We start from the raw sequence: 15,535 nt of genomic DNA on the forward strand, positions 1-15,535 counted from the left end.
GGTGCAGCGCGGTGAGACGATCGCCGGTCGCTTCGTGCTCGAGGACGAAGTGGCGGTCGGCGGGATGGGTCGGGTGTTCCGTGCCGCGGATCGGCTCGAGGGCGGGCACGTCGCGCTGAAGGTGATGGCGCGCCTCGACGCGGAGGGCGCGACGCGCTTCGCGCGGGAGTCGGCGATCCTCGCGCGCGTCGGACATCCCGCGATCGTGCGCTACGTCGCGCACGGCACGATCGCGAGCGGCGAGCCGTGGCTCGCGATGGAGTGGCTCGAGGGCGAGGATCTGCTCGCGCAGCTCGGTCGACGTCGCGACACACGCGTGACCAAGGCGCGCGAGGACGAGGCGACGGTCGCGTCGCGCAGCCGTGCCGCGGCGCGCGAGGAGGGGGCGAACGAGCGCGCACCGCGCGTCGCGACGCTGCGCGCGTCGCTCGAGACGAGCGAGGTGATCGTGCTCGCGCGGCGGATCGCGTCGGCGCTCGCCGCGCTGCACGCCGAGGGGATCGTCCATCGCGACGTGAAGCCCTCGAACGTGTTCCTGCCGGGTGGGCGCGTGGAGCACGCGAAGCTGCTCGACCTCGGCACCGCGCGCACCGTCGCGACGCCTGGGGACGTGACGCGCACCGGGATGATCGTGGGCACGCCCGCGTACATGGCGCCCGAGCAGGCGCGCGCGGAGAGCGCGCTCGGACCCGGTGTCGACGTGTGGGCGCTCGGGTGTCTGCTGTACGAGTGCCTCGCGGGGATCTCGCCGTTCGCCGGCGATCACCTGGTCGCGATCCTCGCGCGCATCGTGCTCGAAGATCCGGTGCCGATCGCGGTGCGACGCGCCGACGTGCCGCCCGCGCTCGCGTCGCTGATCGGGCGCATGCTCGCGAAAGATCCGCTCGACAGGCCGCGCGATGGAGCAGCGGTGCTCGAGGCGCTCGACGCGATCGACGCGGTGCACGAGCCGCTGCCCGAGATCGCACCGCCGCGCGCGATCGGATCGGGCGAGCAGCGCGTTCGCTCGGTCGTGCTCGCGCGCGCGGCGATCGCGGCGAGCGACGACACCACGCTGCGCGACGCGCTCGCGCGTGGCGGCGCGCAGGGTGATCGGCTCGCGGAGGGCTCGTGGCTCGTGAGCGTGCCGGCGCACCTCGGGCCGACCGATCAGGCGACGCGCGCAGCGCGCGCCGCGCTCCTGCTGCGCGACTCGGTCCCGCGCGTCGCGATCGCGCTCACCACGGGGCGCGCCGAGGGCGCGGCGCACGTGCCGATCGGCGAGCTCGTGGCGCGCGCGGCGTCGCTGCTCGAGTCGGTGCCGGGCGGCGAGATCCACGTCGATGCGGGCACGGCATCGCTGCTCGAAGGTCGCTTCGAGCAGGAGCCCGCGGGCGACGCGGTGCGGCTCGTCGGCGCGCGTGACGCGGAGGGCACGCGGACGCTGATGGGTCGCCCGACGCGCACCGTCGGGCGTCGCCGCGAGCTCGGGATGCTGCAGGCGACGTGGGACGACTGCGTCGCGGAGCCGCGCGCGCGTGCGGTGCTCGTGACGGCGCCGCCGGGGGTCGGCAAGAGCCGTCTGCGCTGGGAGCTCGTGCGCGCGATCGAGCGCAAGGGCGAGCCGATGACGCTGCTCTTCGCGCAGGGCGACTCGCTCAGCGCAGGATCGCCGTTCGTGATGATCGCGCCCGCGATCCGTCGTGCGGCGGGGATCGGCGGCGGCGAAGCGCTCGAGCTGCGACGCGAGAAGCTCGAGGCGCTGATCGCGCGCACCACGGTCGACCCGCAGATCGCGGTGTTCCTCGGTGAGCTGATCGGCGCGCCGTACGACGACACGCATCACGAAGCGCTGCGCGCCGCGCGCGGCGATCCGATGTTGCTCGCAGAGCAGATGAGCGCGGCGTTCGTCGAGTGGCTGCGCGCGGAGACGCGCGTCGCGCCGGTGCTCTTCGTCGTCGAGGATCTGCACTGGGGAGATCGGCCCAGCGTGCGCTTCCTCGACGCGGCGCTGAGGGCGCTCGCGGAGTCGCCGCTCTTCGTGCTCGCGCTCGCGCGCCCCGAGATCCACGACGTGTTCCCGGCGCTGTGGAGCGAGCACGCGCTCGACGAGATCCGTCTCGAGGCGCTCACGCGCAAGGCGTCGATCGAGCTCGCGCGCGACGTGCTGGGCGCGAGCGCGGACGATGCGCTGCTCGAGACGATCGCGGACCGCGCTGCGGGCAACGCGCTCTACCTCGAGGAGATCGTGCGCGCGTTCGCGGCGGGCGAGGCGCACGAGGCGGCGTCGGTCCCCGACACCGTGCTCGGCATGGTGCAGGCGCGCCTCGACTCGCTGGGCCCCGACGCGCGCCGGATCTTGCGCGCGGCGAGCGTGTTCGGTGAGCAGTTCTGGGAGGGCGGCGTGCGCGCGCTCGCGGGCGAGACCGGGCGCGGGTTCCGCACCGAGGAGTGGCTCGACGAGCTCGCGCGGCGCGAGCTGATCACGGCGCAGCGCGAGGCGCGCATCCCCGGTGAGCGCGAGTACCGCTTCCGCCACGCGCTGGTGCGCGACGCGGCGTACGCGCTGCTGACCGATCAGGATCGCGCGCTCGCGCATCGGCTCGCGGGCGAGTGGCTCGAGGCGGCGGGCGAGCGTGATGCGCGCGTGCTCGCGGGCCACTACGAGATCGGCGGCGCGAGGGCGGAGGCACAGCGCTGGTATCGACGCGCCGCGGAGCTCGCGCTCGAGGGCAACGATCTCGACGGGACGATCCTCGCCGCGCAGCGCGCGATCGCGTCGGGCGCGGAGGGCGCGGAGCTCGGCGCGCTGCACGCGCTGATCGCGACCGCGCGGTACTGGCAGAGCCGCTACGCGGACGCGGCGGATGCGGGACGCCGCGCGGCGTCGCTGCTCGCGCCGGGCACGATGACGTGGTTCGTCGCGTGTGGCTCGGCGCTGGTCTCGATGGCGCGCGTGGGCGAGAGCGCGCGCTTCGACGCGATGTTCGCGGACGTCGCCGCCGCGCACGCCGAGCCGGGCGCGGAGGCGGCGCAGATCGTCGCGCTGTGTCGCGGCACGTTCCAGCTGATCTTCAAGGGACGCTTCGACGATGCCGACGCGACGCTCGCGCGGATCGCGACGCTGGTCGAGCGCGCGCCCTCGCTCGATGCGCTCACGCGCGCGCAGGTGAGTCACGTGCGCGGGGTGCGCGCCGCGATGGTCGGCGACGTCGGGCACTTCCTGGTGCACCTCGAGCGCGCCGTGGAGTCCTTCGAGCGCGCGGGTGATCTGCGCAACGTGTCGCTCGAGCGCACCACGGTCGGGTGGTGCTACGCGGAGGTCGGGCTCTACGAGCGTGCGATCGAGATCCTGCGCGCGAGCCTCGAGCACTGCGTGCACATCAAGGCGCAGCAAGCGATCACGTACGCGAAGGTGAACCTCGGCTACGCGCTCGAGCGCGTGCCCGCGCACCACGACGAAGCGGAGCGCGTGCTGCGCGAGGCGATCGACGAGACGCGCAGCGTCGCGAACAAGCGGCTCGAGGGATGGGCGCGCGGGCACCTCGCGTCGGTGCTGCGCGCGCGCGGCGATCACGAGGGATCGGAGCGCGAAGCGAGCGCGGCGTGCGAGCTGCTCGTCGCCTCGCCCGGGCTGCACGCGTGGGTGCTCGCGGCGCGGGCGCGCGCGCTGGTGTCGCTCGGTCGCGCCGCGGATGCCTTGCCGCTCGCGCGTGAGGCGATGGCGGTGCTGGAGCGGCTCGGCGGGCTCCTGCAGGGCGAGTCGCTGCCTCCGCTGGCGCTCGTCGAGGCGCTCGACGCGATCGGCGATCACGATGCTGCACGCGCCGCGATCCTCGACGCGAGAGCGCGCATCGAGCGGCGGACCGCGCGTCTTCCCGAAGCGGCGTGGCGCGTGTCGTTCGTCGCGATCGACGAGAACGCACGTACGCTCACGCGAGCGCGCGCCGAGTGAGCCCGGCCGCGAGCCCGAACGCGAGCGTGTGCGCGTAGAGCGCGGCGAGCTCCCGACGCGACCAGTCGCGCAGCGGGCGAACCAGCCCGACGGCGGGGATCACGGCGAGCTCGAAGGCGCAGATCGTCGTCGCGAGCGCGATGCCTTCGAGCACCGGATGGCGCGGCACGATGCCGCGGGTCGCGCGCGTGTACACGACGCCCCACGTGGGGCCGTACGTCCAGCGCAGCAGCAGCGCGGCGCGCGTGGCGATCGGGATCGGCACGCCACGCATGCGGGCCGCGAGCGCGGCGAGCGAGTAGGGCGGTACGTGGCCGAGCCAGCGCCGCTCGAGCGGCTCGAACGCGCTGAGCACGGCGGTGCCGACCAGACCGACGACGAGCGCGCGTGCGAGCGACATCACGCGTGCCGATGCACGCCCCAGTCCACGTCAGCTAGTCCACGTCGACGAGGCGCACGAAGCCCGACCACGGCGGCTCGCCGTCGGTCGCGGCGAGCAAGCCCGGCGTCTGCATCGCGCCGACCTCGCTGACGCGCGGCGCGAGCGGCGCGGGCAGCGCGCGCGCGACGTTCCATCGCACGTAGACCTCGCCCGCGACCCCGAGCGCCTTCAGGTGCACGCCGAACGGCTCGAGGCGCGCGCCGAGCTCGCGCACGTCCGCGACGTCGTGCACCGCGACGTTGCGCCAGCCCGGCGAGAGGCGCAGCGGCGCGTCCGCTTCGTACGTCACGGCCCAGCCGTCGCCCTCGAAGAGCTCGCCGCGCGTCGCGCCCACGCCTCGCCACTGCACCTGCATCGCGCCCATCGAGACCGGCAGCGCGCCGCGCGGCATCTCGCGCGCCTGGCTCGCGAGCGCGCGCTCCGAGAGCACGCGCGCGAGCTCGATTGCGGGCACGTTCCCGCCGCGCTCCACCAGCACGAAGTGCGGCGACAGACACCCGCGCTGATCGTAGAGCGCGACGTCGATTCCGATCTCGTCGGCGACGTGCTCCACCGCGCTCGCGCTCGAGAGCGCGCCCTTCGGCACGAACACCGCGCCGAGCCCGTGCCCGTGCGCGACGAACGACGTCGTCGCGGGCAGCGACGCGCGGATCTCGGCGACCGAGCGATCGCTGCCCCACGCGTGCACGACGTCGCAGCGGCTCCCCATCGCGGAGAGCATCGCCGCGTCGCTGCGCGCGAAGCGCAAGAGCGCGATCGCGTCGGCGAGCTCGGCGTCGCACTCCGCGAGCGCGACCGCGAAGAGCTCGGCGAGCCCTTCGTCGCCGCTCGACGGCTTCACCACGACGGGCACGCGCAGCAGCAGCGACCACGCGAGCGGGCGCAGCGCGGCGCTGAACACGTTGCTCGCGAGCACCATCCCCGCGAGGCACACCGGCGCCGTCGTGCGCCCGTGGTGGGCGCGCTCGAACGCGGTGAGCGCGCTCTTGAGCCGATCCTCGCGGAGCGCTTCGAGCGACGTCGAGAGCGCGTGCTCGACGTTCTCCTCGCTGAGCCCGGAGCGCGCGGGGATCACCGCACGTGCCTCGCCGCCGACGCGCGAGCTCGGGTCGCCGAGGCGCGCCGCCGCACCCGCGATCGCGCGGATCACACGCTCGTGCGAGGTCGCGCGCAGCACCGTACCGGCGTCGCGCACGCGCGCGATCACACGATCGATCGAGCCCGAGGGATCGATCGCGAGGACCTCGCCCGGACGCTCGTCGCTCATCGTCCGCTCCTTCCGAGCGCCTCTTCGATCGCCAGCGAGCAGCCGCGCGGCGTCGCGCCGGGCGCGCGCCCGATCAACGTGAGGCGTCCGTCGGATCCCACGCGCGCGAGATCGGCGGTCTGGATCGACACCGCGGTGTCGAGGTTCGCGAGATCGTCGATGCGCAGGATGCCGATCTCTCCGTCGCGAACGGGACGCAGCGTGTCGGGATCGACGGGCGTCGCGCGCACCCACGCGAGCACGTCGAGCCTGCCCTCGCGCTCGTACATCTGCGACGAGAGCTCGGTCATGCCGTACTCGCCGATCACGTCGCGCGTCGGATCGAGGCCGAAGCGTGACGCGATCAGCGCGCGCATCTCCGCGGGATCGACCTCGCGCGAGCGTCCCTTGAACCCGCCGGTCGGCATCGCGAGGCTGCCCGGGGGCAGGCGCCACCGCTCGTCGGGCGCGAGCGCATCGTCGGCGTGCACGATCGCGAACGACGTGCCGAGGATCGCGAGCGGCGCTCCGTCGCGCACCGATGCGTCGAGCGCGGCGCGCAGCGCCGCGAGATCGAGCGTGCCCTCGCGCCAGCACCACGTAACTTGGTCGGCGAACCAAGAAACGAAGCGCCCGAGCATGTACGAGAGCGACGAGTCCGGCGCTTCGTCGGGGTGCGGCGCGAGCATCGCGAGACGCATCCGGCGCGGTCCGAACAGGAAGTCGCGCGCCGCGCGCTCTGCCGCGAGATCGTACAGCGAGAGATCGCGCGACGGATGTGCGCCGCGCGCGCCGCTCGTCGTGCCCGAGGTGCGGAAGGTGCGGATGTCGAGCGAGGGATCATCCCACGTCGCGACGCGCGCATAGCGGAACGCGTCGGTCGGGATCGCGGGCCACGCCTCGGGCACGAGCGGCAGCGCGAACGACACCTTCCGGGCGCGGCACAAGCGCGCGAACACCGGGTTGTGCGCGGCCTGCCAGCGCGCGACCTCGAAGAGCAGCGCGTCGCGCTCGGGGGCGGTGATCGCGCCCTGGATCGACGCGGCGATGCGCGCGTGCAGCGCGTCGCGCTCGGTCATGCGACCTCCGCGAGCGACGCGTCGAGCGCGGCGACGAACGCGTCGAGCAGCGCGTCGTCGATCGTGATCGGCGGGAGGATCTGCAGCACCTCGGCGCGCGCGCCGGCGGGCAGCGTGATCCATCCGCGCGCGAGCAGCGCGGGGACGACGCGGAGCGTGCGTGCGCCGGTGTCGAGCTCCATGCCGATCAGCATCCCGCGGCCTCGCACCTCGCGCACGCATGCGTGCTTCGAGGCGAGCACGCGCAGCGCGTCGAGCCAGCGCGCGCCGCGTGCGCGCGAGACGCTCGCGAGGTCCTCGCCTTCGATCACGTCGAGCGCGGCGAGCGCTGCGGCGCACGCGAGCGGATGACCGAAGAACGTCGCGGTGTGGATCGCCTCGCCGCTCGGATCGCCCCAGCTCGCCATCACGTCGGCGCGACCGAGGCACGCGCTGAGCGGCATCCCACCGCCGAGCGCCTTGCCGATGCACACGAGGTCGGGCGCGAGCCCTTCCTCGACCGACACGTAGCGCGCGCCGCAGCGCGAGAGCCCGACCAGGATCTCGTCGGCGATCACCCGCGCACCGCGCGCTCGCGCGAGCTCACCGAGCGCGCGCAGGAACCCGGACGGCGCGATGCGCACTCCACCGCGCCCCTGGATCGGCTCGACGAAGAGCGCGCCGATCGGCGTGGGCGACGCGTCCCACGCGCGCTCGACCGCCGCGATCGCGTCGTCGACCGAGTCGATCTCGCGCGGCCACGGCGCGAACGTCACGTGCGGATTGAGCTGCGCCGCGAACGGCGCGCGGAAGTCGGCGCGGTATCCGCTGATCGCGAGCGGCCCGTGCGAGAGCCCGTGGTAGCCGCCTTCGAACGCGAGCACACCCGCGCGTCGCGTGTCGAGCATCGCGGTCTTCAGCGCAGCCTCGATCGCGTCGGCACCATGTGCGCCGAGCATCACGCGCGCGTCGGGGAACGGCGCGAGCGCGGCGAGCCGCTCGAGCAGCGCGACCTTGGTCGTCGACGGATGCACGTCGCCGAAGCCGTGGATCAGCGTGCGCGTCTGCTCCTCGATCGCGCGCACCACGCGCGGGTGCGCGTGCCCGATCGCCGCGACGCCGAACCCCGACGCGAGATCGACGAACACGTTGTCGTCGGCGTCGACCACGTTCGCGCCGCGCGCGGCGGACCACACGATCGGATCCCAGCTCGCGCCCGAGGTCTCGGCGCGGCGCGCGCGACGCGCGGTGAGCGCGGGCGACTCGGTCGACGCGAGACGCTCGACGAGCGCAGCCGAGCGCGCGCCGGGCAGCGGCGTGCGGATCGAGGGGAGGAGCGAGCCGAGATCGGGGCGCGTCACGAGGGCGGAGTGTGTAGAGCGCGCCCGCCGAGCAGGCCAGCCGCGCCCTCAGCGACGGCGCCAGGGATAGAAGACGAGCGCGTCGGCGCGCGCCGCGCGCATGTCCTGCGGGTCGTCGAGCAGCACGACGGGCAACGTCGCGGGCGAGGCCGCGGTCGCGACGTGCGACGCGATCTCCTCGACGCGCTGCCGCATCCGCGAGTCGACGCGCAGACCGATCACCGGATCGCGATCGAGCGTACCGAGGCACGCCCACTCGACCTCGGGAAACGCGCGCAGCACCGGCTCGAGCGCCTCGAGCAGTGCCTCGTCGATCGGCGCGACCGGAGCGCCGAGCTTCGCGGACGCGAGCACCGTCCCGGGCTCGGTCGGCGCGACGAGCAACGAGCCCGAAGGCCGGCGCAGCGTGCCCGGTGACGAGCCGCTCGCGGGCGTCGGTGGACGCGCGATCGTGCCCGGCGAGGAGCCGGTCGCGGAGCGCGCGGAGGGCAGCGATCCCGGCGGCGGCGTCGCGGCGCGGATCGGCGACTCGATCGAGCCGGGCGTCGGCGTCTGGGTGTGCGGCCGCACCTTGCTCATCAGCGTCGACGAGATGCGCCCTGCGCCCGCGAACGGGCCCGATGACTCGCGACGCGCGGCGGGGGAGAGCAGCGGCTCGAGCTCCTCGCGCGCGACCTCGAGCCCGTGCTCGGCCGCGATGTCGACGACGACGAACGCGAGCGTCTGCGCGCGTGCGTAGTGGAACGCCTGTCGCGCGCCGATCTCGATGGCGGGCACCGAGCCGTCGGCGGCGAGCCACCCGTAGCGGCGCGCGGCGGCCTCGAGCTGCTCGCGCTCGGTGAACACGGGCAGCGCGGCGATGCCCTGGCTGTTGACGAGCGTTCGATAGCCTTCGGTGCCGGCGGGCCACGGCGCGACGAAGAGCGTGCGCTGCATCAGCGCGAGCAGCGCGTCGACCTTGGCCTGTCCGCCGTGCGCAGCTTCGGAGAGGAGCCGGTACAGCGCGGCGGTCTGCCGGTCGTGGGGTGCGTCGCGCAAAACGGAAGCCCTTCGATCGCAGTGTATCGTGGCTCCGCATCGCCCCGGCAAGTTCCCGGAGGTCGTGCTTGACAGCCCAAGAGATTCGGCTAGTTTCGGCGTCCCTTCGCCCAGGTAGCTCAGTTGGTAGAGCAGGGGATTGAAAATCCCCGTGTCGGCAGTTCGATTCTGTCCCTGGGCACTTCATCAGCGACCCGCGCCGCTTCAGGAATCGCGGGGACCGCAGCCAGAGTCGGCATCGAGCCCGTCCCACTTGCCGTCCCGTTTCCGCCCTCCAGGCGGGAGACCGGGGGTGGACGGAGCTCCGGGATGGCTTCGTCGAGCGGTCGCAGCGCTCCGAGGTCGAGCTCGGCGAACTGCCGCGCGGTTCGCCGGTAGTGGTTGATCATCACGCTCGACTTGTGACCGGTGCGGTCGGCAACCCAGGTCTCGCTCTTGCCGTTGGCGAGGCTCACGGTGACGAACGTGGCGCGAAGGTCGTGTAGCCGGATCGGCTGCCGGACGTCGGAGCGCTCGAACAGCTCAGGGCGAACGACACCGGCGCTGCGGAGATGCTCGCGGAAGCGCTCCACGATGCGCCCGTCACCTTCGTCGATCTCCTCTCCGTCCCCGACGTTGAGGAACACACGCTCATGAGGCTCGGGGTTGCCGCGCAGGACCTTGTACGCCGCCAGAGCGCGGGTGACGCCGCGGTCGAGCGCCCAGGCGCGCGCATCGTCGGTCTTGTTGTGGTCGAGGCGGATGGCGCCGCGTTCGAGATCGAGATCGCGCCACGTGAGCCCGGTTGCCTCGGAGCGGCGCGTTCCCTCTCGGTCGAGGAAGCCGTAGAGCAGCCGATGCGCCAGGTCGATATGCGTCGCCCCGAGCAGCCTGGAGTCCTCGTCCGGGTAGAGGAACGTCATCGCCTTCCGCGGGCCGATCTTCGGCAGGTACCCCTTCGGAAGCGGGTTCGCGGGAATGATGCGACCGGGGAACGCAGCGAGCGTAAGCACGCGGCTCATGACTTGTGCGACGTGGCGCCGGGTCGCGCGCGAGAGCGCGTCGGGCAGGGCGCTCATCACCATGTCGGCGTGCTCGAGGGTGAACTCGCGTAGCGGCACAGAGCCGACGAGCGGGTAGACGTACGTCGTGAGCCGCGCGGAATCGTGCTTGTGGTCCTTCTGCGGTACGTGGTCGGGGTACCGCTTCGCGAGCTTTCCGCTCGTCCATTGCTCGCCGAACTCGCGGTAGGTCACGAACGTCGAGACCGGGGCCGCATCGCCCGAGCACAGACGGTTCGCTGCCTCGACTACGTCTTGGAGCGCCTTCCCCTCGCGAGTCGCCGCGCGCTCGAGAAGCGGCATCGCCACGTCGGCGCGACCTGCTGCCGTGAGACGCGTCGCGAGGTCTGCGAGGAGACTCGAACGCTCGCGGGCCTTCGCGTCGTCGTCCGGCTTGCAGGTCGCAAGGATGAGCTCGGGGCGCTTCTCTCCCAGCGTGACCCGCGCCCGCCAGCGCCCATCACGGAAACGAACCGAGCCTGTCGGTCTACGAGCCATCGATCGTCCTCGTCGGTCGCCCGCAACGTCCCGTTGCGAACGGCTGTGACGCGTTCGCGTGCGACCGCATTCACCTCGATCGCGCGCGCCGGACAGAGGCGCAACCGATCTCGCGAAGCACCTCGTCCGCTCCGTCGACCGACCGTTCGATCCCGTCGCGGTGACGCGCCATCCGATCGATGAACGCCAGCAAGGCCTCTCGCCGGACGAGTCGTAGCTTTCCGATGGGCGCCACGGGCGGAGCGTCGGGGCGGCGGAGCAGCTCGAGGAACTGTCGTCCGGTGATCCCCAGCAGATGACAGTTTCGCTGTGAGTAGTAGTCGGGGCGGGCCGCGGGAAGCGCCCCGGTGGGCAGCACGACCCGCAACTCCAACCCGTCTGGCGCGCTCATCACGGCGTCATGGACATTCGCCGCCGGTTTCATGTCCGTCGTCGTCTCCTTGCTCCAGCGATGGTCGATAAATGATTTTCCGAGCTCGCGTACAGAAATGCCAATCCGCAGGGAGGAGTTTCGGCCCTCACACGCGACCCGAGATCGCGCCGTAGACACTTCCGTCTTCGGTGGACGCTCGGATCGCGCCGCAGACCTCGATGGCAGTCCTGCGTGTCCCAGAACCCGAACGCAGCCGCGCCGGTCCCCGGTGGTGGCGCTTCAGCGCCGGTCGCGCGCGCGTCGTCGACGCACTCGATCTCGCGCACCGCGTCGCGCCGATCGCGACATCGCTCGCCCAGGTCGAGCGCAACCAGCGCCGTTACGGGGGGCGGCGCATCGGAGCGCGCCTTCCCGGATTTCGTCGCGCCGTGTCGTGGCGCTCCTCGCCCGAGGTGCTCTCAAGCAGCGTTGAGACGTCGCGCATCGATCGGGATGGTCACGCCGCTGGTCTCGGTCACCGGCGCCGCGACCTTGAGGTCCTCGGGCGGATCGGGCGCGCGCGGCAGCTCGCGCTCCGGCGCGCCGTGCGGCGTCGACTGGCTCGCCGGCGTCTCCTCGCCGCCGGCGAGCACGATCAATCGCAATGGCTGCACTCCTACGTACCGCGTCTACGGCTGATGACGATGCGGGACCGGGCGGGAGCGCGACCGCGATCTCGCGCGCCCACGGCGCCTCAAGGTGGAGCGTCCCGTTGCTTCCGCCGAAGATCGCATGCTCGTGATCTACCGCCAACTGCCGCGCTCGAGCTTCGACCGCGAGTTAATCGCTCATCGCGGGGCGCCGCGTGCTTCCGAGCGGCGTGAGCGCACGGAAGCGAGCATCAGAGAATAAATGACCTGGAAGGCAATCACCCTCGCGGGTGATGAGCGTCCGATAGGTCCATTCTGCGGACACGTCACTCGCATGCACGACTAGCGCGCTGAAGCAGCGAGCCGGTTTGGGCGAGCGTTAGAGGGAAAGTCCTGTCACCCGATCGGGTGATCGCGCCGTTCGAGCGTTAGTGGGACCACCGATCGCCCTCTTGACGTGTTATCGCACTTGCGTTGTGCTCCCATGCGGCAAATAGGCGGGAGGGAGAACGTGGGCGTAACGATCCAACAGTTGGCGCAGCAACTCGGGTTCGATATCGAAGAGCCGCGAAGGGCGAAGGGCAACTATCACAACAACAGCATCGCGTACGGTCGCCCACCATCGCCCATGCGATTCTCTTACGGTGCGATGCTCTCGATCCCCAGGCCGAACGCCGTGCAGGACGTGGGCGAAACGGCGCGGAAACTTCAAGAACTCTGCGCGTGGGCGAGGGCGAACAGCTGGACAGTCCGCGCGATGGGCAGTGCCTGGTCGTTCTCGGACGTGATCGCGCCGGGGCGTACGCTGAATGATCGCAAGAGTGTGCTGATTAATACCCGACGAAATTTCAAGCTGATCCGTCGTTCCGGAGTGAATCCGACGCTCTGTTACGTTACGGCCGGAGTGACTCTGCGGGACATCAACAAACAGTTCGAATCTGTTGGCTTGAGTCTGAAGACATCGGGGTCAAGCGATGGACAGACGATCGCGGGCGCCATCGGCACAGGAGTGCATGGGTCGGCCTACCGCTTCGGTGCTGTGCACGATTCCGTTCGTGCGTACCACGTCGTAACCCCGCAACAACACGTGCTTGTTTGTCGCGACGAAGCGAGCTTTCCGAGCGCGCTCAGGAACGAGTTCGGTCCGCTGTTGAGCGACCCCACGATTCGGGTTGATTCGCACCTCTTCGACGCGCTGTCGGTCAGCTTCGGAAGCTTAGGGATCGTCGTTGGTGTCGTGCTGGAAGCTGATGAGCGCTACGCGCTGAACGTAATTCGACGACGCCTCCCAGCCAACAAGCTCGGCAGGCTCATTCAGATCATTCGGACGGATGGCGATTTCTCTGATCTCGATCCCGCGTTAGCGCCGGATCGTGCCAGTGACGCTCCGCATCACTGCCAAGTCCTCGTGAATCCGTACAATCGGAATGAGTATCGGGTCGTTCTGATGTACCAGCGGCCTGGGTTTTCGCCCCCGAGCGACTTTGAATGGCCGCAAGTGTTCGATGAGCACGGTTTGGAAATGGCCAGGCTGCTGTGGAGACTTGCTCCTCACTTCGACAACGCCTACGAAGGTAAGGTCTCGGAGAAGTTCGACGAGATGCCCGATCTCAATGCGTGGGGGTTTCGTTCGAAGGTGTTCGGGAAGCCGGAGCAGCCGCTGCCGGTGCACAGTTTCGGTGTGGGAGTGGCGCTTGCTAACACCGAGCGCGCGCTTGCCTTGGCTCATGACGCCGTGGCTCGCGAGAGGTTTCCTGGCGCTGGCGAACTGCGCTTCGTCAAGAGCTCGCCTGCCCACCTGGCGATCAATAGATTCGCTCCGATTACGGCCGTTATCGGATTCGATGGACTAGACAATGAGGATTCGTGGGAATTCTCGCAGCTCTATCTCTCAAGTCTCCGTCGTGAACATATCGCGTTCACGTTTCACTGGGGGAAGATGACGGATATGAAGTCGAATGTGTCGCGCAACTCTGCTGCTCTGGCGGCGGTGTACGGACAGTCGCTCGTTGAGTGGAAGAAGGCGCGTAGGGAGTTTCTTGGCGATGACGGCGCCGTATTTGAGAATGCGTTCGTGAGGCGGCTCGGTTTCGTATGATTGTTTGTTCGACTCGGCTGTGCTTCCTCCTGCATTCGCATACATTGCTGCGAGGTCCTTCGCGCCGGCACGCGGAGCGAGCGACAATCTGTCGAGCGCGTGTCTCGAGCGGGGAAACTCACCGAAGTGACGCGATGCGTGGACGATGCGCCATGAGAACCTGCTTCTTTGCGCTCTTCGTGCTCGGCTCGACCTCGTCGGTCGCCTCGGCACAGGGTTTTCCGTCGTTCGAGTCCTCTCGCGGCCCGCCGCCCGGGTACACGGGGCAAGTATTTGAGCTGCAGCAGGACTACCCGGACACCGCTCCTCCTCAGAGCCCGCGCCCGTGGGACGCCATCGATTTTCGTTCCCAGCCGGCCGCGTATTTGCGTGCAGTGCTCGACTTCGCGTTGGAAGGCACTGTCGACAACAACGGCCTCGTAGCTCGCCCCGGTTGGTTTCATGCGCCGTGGATGACGAGCGGCTGCAACGGTCGCGAGTTCTCGCACGGTCTCACACGCGAACTGGCGAGCGGCCCGCGATCCGTCCATCCACAGCAGGACGGTTTCCTCGAGAACTGGGCGGTCAGCCTCTACGATGAACGCGGCGGGTACACCATCGGGCGTGTGTGGTCGGACCCGAACGGGCCGCCCGCACCGCAGCACGCGGACTTCCCAACTGGCGCGACCGCGATCAAGTTCCTCTTCACGACGGCCACGCCCGCTCAAGTGCCTTATCTGGAAGGTTCCATAGAAATCGAGGCTCACGTGTACCCGGACGCCGGCAGGAACCCGTGCACAGCTCCGGAGGTGCCGCGGCAGATGCGCACGATGAGGCTGCTGCAGGTCGACGTGGCGGTTGCCGACGACCGCGCGACCGACACCGGTTGGGTCTTCGGTACGTTCATATACGACGGCGCACAGCCGGCGCCTCGGATCTGGGATCGCCTCGTTCCCGTGGCGGTCGCGTGGGACAACGAGAGCGAGGTGACATCGCGCCTGCGCGATGATGGGGCATTCGTTAACCCGGACCTGACGCATGGGTGGGTGAATGCCGACCTGCTTGAGCCAGAAAGCGATCCGCGCGCTGCGTTCGTCCTACACTTCGGCCTCGGTGGCCGAGCGAACGGTCCAGTGGACAACCCGATCTCGTCGTGTCTGTCGTGTCACGCGCGAGCAGCGACCGTGGATTGGTCGCTGGCCGGCGCGCGCCGAGTGCTACCGACCGTCCCACCCGGCGTCGGCAGCGTGGGCGCGTATCCGATCGAGCAATTCGCCGAGTTCTTTGGTGACGTCCCCCCGGGATTCGTGCCGGTCGCGATTGAGCCCTCACGACGGCACCTCGACTATTCGCTCCAGCTCGCGGTCGGTATCCGAAACTACTGCAACCAGCACTCGTCGGACCCTGCGTGTCGCGCCACGTCGCCCGCACCGCCGCCGTCGGCGCCTCTAACGTTCGCCTCGGCACCTCTGGCATCCACGAGCCGCGTCGACGAGGAACTCGCACGCATCGGGCGCGGAGACGAAGATCCATGGCGCGCTCGACGCGCGGACAATTGGGATGCGACTGCGGTCGCGCAACACGTGCCAGAGACGAGTGCGCACGAGCCGCCTCAACCCGTGGCCGAGGCCAGGGCTGGCGCGCACGAGGGACCCCCGACGACGCTCCTCGCCGGGATCTTGCTCTCGGTCCTCGCGGCGATCGGCGCAGCTGCGGTCCGCGCACGATCGAAACGCTAAACGTCAGTTGTGGTCATCGGCGAGGCTCTCGTGGAGGACGGTCATCGCCGCGCGCAGGCCACAGTCGAGTCCTGTCGGTGGGTACGCACTTCCCGCTTGC

Annotated in this window: 10 protein-coding genes, 1 tRNA gene and 1 pseudogene; 4 read left to right on the forward strand and 8 right to left on the reverse strand. The window is 70.5% G+C overall.

What is annotated here, in order from left to right:
• Window position 1: 1 nt before the first annotated feature.
• Window positions 2–3,934, forward strand: coding sequence for a serine/threonine-protein kinase (locus DB32_RS02530; RefSeq protein ID WP_053230811.1), 3,933 nt, complete (start codon window positions 2–4; stop codon window positions 3,932–3,934).
• Here the strand turns inward: DB32_RS02530 and DB32_RS02535 are convergent.
• The 5 genes from DB32_RS02535 to DB32_RS02555 are packed head-to-tail and all read right to left on the reverse strand — an operon-like array spanning window position 3,912 to window position 9,079.
• A complete protein-coding gene (locus DB32_RS02535; protein ID WP_053230812.1) occupies window positions 3,912–4,334 on the reverse strand; it encodes a hypothetical protein in 423 nt (140 codons plus the stop codon). The genes DB32_RS02530 and DB32_RS02535 overlap by 23 nt on opposite strands.
• Before the next feature lie 34 nt (window positions 4,335–4,368).
• Window positions 4,369–5,643, reverse strand: a complete 1,275-nt coding sequence (locus tag DB32_RS02540; RefSeq protein WP_053230813.1) for an acyl-CoA reductase — start codon at window positions 5,641–5,643, stop codon at window positions 4,369–4,371.
• Complete coding sequence (locus tag DB32_RS02545; RefSeq protein WP_053230814.1) at window positions 5,640–6,701, reverse strand: LuxE/PaaK family acyltransferase; 1,062 nt, start codon at window positions 6,699–6,701, stop codon at window positions 5,640–5,642. Before DB32_RS02545 ends, DB32_RS02540 begins: the two co-directional genes overlap by 4 nt.
• On the reverse strand, window positions 6,698–8,041 hold the full coding sequence (locus tag DB32_RS02550) for an aspartate aminotransferase family protein (RefSeq protein WP_053230815.1): 1,344 nt from the start codon (window positions 8,039–8,041) through the stop codon (window positions 6,698–6,700). Before DB32_RS02550 ends, DB32_RS02545 begins: the two co-directional genes overlap by 4 nt.
• 48 nt (window positions 8,042–8,089) lie before the next feature.
• On the reverse strand, window positions 8,090–9,079 hold the full coding sequence (locus tag DB32_RS02555; protein ID WP_053230816.1) for an SseB family protein: 990 nt from the start codon (window positions 9,077–9,079) through the stop codon (window positions 8,090–8,092).
• A gap of 108 nt (window positions 9,080–9,187) precedes the next feature.
• Here DB32_RS02555 and DB32_RS02560 point away from each other — a divergent pair.
• A tRNA-Phe gene (locus tag DB32_RS02560) sits at window positions 9,188–9,260 on the forward strand.
• 241 nt (window positions 9,261–9,501) lie between these two features.
• Here the strand turns inward: DB32_RS02560 and DB32_RS50205 are convergent.
• The 3 genes and pseudogenes from DB32_RS50205 to DB32_RS02575 form a co-directional block, all read right to left on the reverse strand.
• A pseudogene (locus DB32_RS50205) lies at window positions 9,502–10,617 on the reverse strand (tyrosine-type recombinase/integrase); the annotation flags it as partial.
• 70 nt (window positions 10,618–10,687) lie between these two features.
• On the reverse strand, window positions 10,688–11,041 hold the full coding sequence (locus tag DB32_RS02570) for a hypothetical protein (RefSeq protein WP_053230818.1): 354 nt from the start codon (window positions 11,039–11,041) through the stop codon (window positions 10,688–10,690).
• Between the two features lie 407 nt (window positions 11,042–11,448).
• Window positions 11,449–11,634 (reverse strand): hypothetical protein, encoded by a 186-nt coding sequence (locus DB32_RS02575; protein ID WP_157068634.1) that lies wholly within the window; start codon window positions 11,632–11,634, stop codon window positions 11,449–11,451.
• Window positions 11,635–12,130: 496 nt separating this feature from the next.
• On the opposite strand from DB32_RS02575, the gene DB32_RS43995 reads away from it, so the two are divergent.
• Together DB32_RS43995 and DB32_RS02585 are read left to right on the forward strand one after the other, a co-directional pair.
• Window positions 12,131–13,717: an FAD-binding protein gene (locus DB32_RS43995; RefSeq protein ID WP_169791307.1), complete on the forward strand. Its 1,587-nt coding sequence runs from the start codon at window positions 12,131–12,133 to the stop codon at window positions 13,715–13,717.
• A gap of 152 nt (window positions 13,718–13,869) precedes the next feature.
• On the forward strand, window positions 13,870–15,435 hold the full coding sequence (locus DB32_RS02585; RefSeq protein WP_053230821.1) for a hypothetical protein: 1,566 nt from the start codon (window positions 13,870–13,872) through the stop codon (window positions 15,433–15,435).
• Window positions 15,436–15,535: the final 100 nt, after the last annotated feature.

Origin of the sequence: Sandaracinus amylolyticus (assembly GCF_000737325.1) — a bacterium.
GTDB lineage: Bacteria > Myxococcota_A > Polyangia > Polyangiales > Sandaracinaceae > Sandaracinus > Sandaracinus amylolyticus.

What these genes read in the sequence shown, in the direction of transcription:
- DB32_RS02540 (WP_053230813.1), bottom strand. Translation starts at nt 5,643, where the DNA reads ATGAGCGACGAGCGTCCGGGCGAGGTCCTCGCGATCGATCCCTCGGGC.
- DB32_RS02570 (WP_053230818.1), bottom strand. Translation starts at nt 11,041, where the DNA reads ATGAAACCGGCGGCGAATGTCCATGACGCCGTGATGAGCGCGCCAGAC.
- DB32_RS02535 (WP_053230812.1), bottom strand. Translation starts at nt 4,334, where the DNA reads ATGTCGCTCGCACGCGCGCTCGTCGTCGGTCTGGTCGGCACCGCCGTG.
- DB32_RS02545 (WP_053230814.1), bottom strand. Translation starts at nt 6,701, where the DNA reads ATGACCGAGCGCGACGCGCTGCACGCGCGCATCGCCGCGTCGATCCAG.
- DB32_RS02585 (WP_053230821.1), top strand. Translation starts at nt 13,870, where the DNA reads ATGAGAACCTGCTTCTTTGCGCTCTTCGTGCTCGGCTCGACCTCGTCG.